The sequence below is a fragment of the Nonomuraea sp. NPDC049784 genome (assembly GCF_040659615.1).
GTDB lineage: Bacteria > Actinomycetota > Actinomycetes > Streptosporangiales > Streptosporangiaceae > Nonomuraea.
Window position 1 is genome coordinate 1 of the sequence record NZ_JBFAMX010000984.1, and the last position, 2,546, is coordinate 2,546.

3 protein-coding genes are annotated in these 2,546 nt (G+C 68.3%); 1 reads left to right on the forward strand and 2 read right to left on the reverse strand.

The genetic code is table 11. The features are described from left to right. Nucleotides 1–191 precede the first annotated feature (191 nt). Nucleotides 192–683 (forward strand): hypothetical protein, encoded by a 492-nt coding sequence (locus AB0J09_RS62090; RefSeq protein WP_360713527.1) that lies wholly within the window; start codon nucleotides 192–194, stop codon nucleotides 681–683. A 318-nt stretch (nucleotides 684–1,001) separates the two neighbouring features. Here the strand turns inward: AB0J09_RS62090 and AB0J09_RS62095 are convergent, their stop codons facing one another. Then, a complete protein-coding gene (locus AB0J09_RS62095; protein WP_360713529.1) occupies nucleotides 1,002–1,268 on the reverse strand; it encodes a hypothetical protein in 267 nt (88 codons plus the stop codon). A 562-nt stretch (nucleotides 1,269–1,830) separates the two neighbouring features. After that, on the reverse strand, nucleotides 1,831–2,546 hold a 716-nt coding region (locus AB0J09_RS62100; protein WP_360713531.1), incomplete at its 5' end, for a DUF5937 family protein.

Here is a 2,546-nt window from a genome sequence, read left to right on the forward strand (position 1 = left end):
GCACCGTGAACCGCTCCGGACCGCCGTCGGCCACCAGCTGCTCGGCGACATCCAGCAACCGATCGAGATCATGCGTCCGACGACGAGGCATGCCCCAACTATAACAGAGCACGCGCTCCGGAATTGTGTATCGTTGTCAGCATGATCTTTCGACAGCCAGGAGTTGTGATGTTCGACCACGGGGGTGGCTCATGAATCCGCAGGATGCCCAGTCTTCGCTCAATCAGATCCGCGCCTTCCAGGACAAGTCCCGCGAGGAGGTCGTCCGCCAGATGTTCCCCTGGCCATATGTGATCGTCTCGGCGCTCGGGCTCTTCGCCACGTTCGCGTCGATCGATCTCGAGCTGCCTTGGCGCGCCATCGCCTCAGGGCTCGGGACTGCCGTGTACATGGGCGTGGGATGTCTGTACCCGTTGCGGGTCTCCGTCCGCGTGAAGCCCACGCTTCAGATGATCGGGGTCTTCTTCGGGGTTACGGTCATTCTCCTCCCAGTCTTCTTCGTCGTCTTCGTCGTCGGCCGGATCGCTGGCTTCGCCTTGTTCGGTGTGCCGGCGCACGGACTGCTGTCCCAGGCCACGGTCGGCGCCGCCGCGGCGGCCGTGGTGTACATCGCGATCACGCCCGTGGTCCGCAGGGTCATCACGTTGATTGCGCAGCAGGCTTATGGACCCACAGTTCGATGAGTTTCTGCACGTACCCGCGCGGTTGTGGAAAGCGGCGGCGTGGGGCCTGCACGCCGCTGATGATCCGGCCGCGAAGGAGCGCTCGTGGATGGTCTGATCGCGACCGGCCTGATACACCCGGCCGTGCCCGCTCGCGGTCGCCTTCATCACCAACGAACCGACCCGCTCCTGATCGGCTGACTCCAGCACCGGGGTGAGCACCTCGTCCACCACCCGCTTGAGCTCTGCCGCCAAAGACGGGTCGACGCGCAGTAACTGCTGCAGCCGAACCTCGGTTGGGATGGGCGAGGAGTGGGAGCGGCAGTAGCCGTAGCCGGCTTAGCCGGCCAGATCTGATCGCTGGGCAGTGGGGCGGGAGCGGCCGCACTCGATGGGGGTGGAGTCGGTCACCCACACGCTGTCGTGCCATAGGTCGGTGTCGGTGGCCAGTGCCCGGATCGCTCGTTTGAGCAGGGGTAGGGCCTTGTGCAGGCGTTTGTTGTAGCCGGATTGGCCGGGAAGGTAGGGGAAGGCGCCGGGCAGGTGTTCGGGGACGTAGCGCAGCCAGCGCGCCTCGGAACGCACGCCGAGCAGTACCTGCGCCACGCTGACACGGGATGTGGGTACCCGCACGGCTTGGAACCCCGACCTGCTGGCTGCGAACCCGGTGCCCCTTCTTGCCGGGCGGCCGGAGTCGGAATGGGCCCTGCTCGTGAACAGCAAGACGGAGCCGGCGGCCAGAGCCTGGTCCGAGCCAGCGGCGTGGCAGGGAGAAGCGAGCCTCGGCGGGCCGCCCATGCCCGCCGAGGTACTCGGCGAGGTCCTCATCGCGGAATTCGCCATCCACGCCTGGGACGTGGCGGTGGCTACCGGCCACCGTCTCGACGTGCCCGAGTCCTTGGCCAAGACCGTGCTCGGCACCTATGCACGTGAGGCGCCCCGCATGCGCAGCGTCGGCCTCCTCGCCGACGCAGTACCTCAAGACGCCCACGCGCCCCTAGGAATCGGCTCCGCCCACCTGAGAAACACCAAGGACCTGGTGAGCCTCACCCAGGGACGGACCGGCTGCCTGAGGGCAGCAGGCGGTCGCGCCGGTACTGCTCGGCGTGCCGAGTCGGACGATGTTGCGAAGGCGGCAGTCGCCCGCGTTCTGGCAGACCGAAGCTACTCAGCGCAGTACGGCCGTCAGCAGGTCGGCGCCCAGCGCCGTCAGATCGGGCAAATTGAGGGTGTAACGGACGTAACGACCGTGCCGCCGGGCCGTGAGCAAGCCCGCGCGGCGCAGGACAGCGAGGTGGCGGGAAACCTCCGGGGGCGAAAGTTCCCAGGCGTGGGCCAGCTCACCGGTGGTGTGCGGGCCGCGGGCGAGGGTGCGCAGCAGCCGCAGTCGTACCGGATGCGCGAGTGCCTCCAGCCGTAGCGTGACCGTTTCCAGCGATACCGGCTCCGATGGACTTGCCTCGGCCACGGGGTACTGCACCACCGGCTGCCACCCGGGCGCGTGGACCACCACCAGGTGCGGGCGGCCGAAGACGCTGGGGAGGAAGGTGACCCCGGTACCGTGGGCGGCGGTCGCATTGTCCTGCAGCTTGTCCACGATGATGCAGTTGCCGTCCGGCGCCAGGGTGACGGCGCTGGAGACCGACGTGAGGGCCGCCCCGATGCCCTGGCGCTTCAGCAGGTCGTTCTTCAGGCGCAGGTCGGTGGCGAGTTGCACGGCGACGCCCGTCCAGGCGGCGTCGAAGAAGGCCTCGGCGCATTGTTCGAGGGTGTGACGCACCCGTGCCCGCACGGCGGCCGGGTCCGCGAGCAGCCGTTCCGCGAAGGCCTCTTGGAGCGCGCCGCGGGCCTGGGCCAGGTCCAGAGCACGCTCGCGCGCCGTCG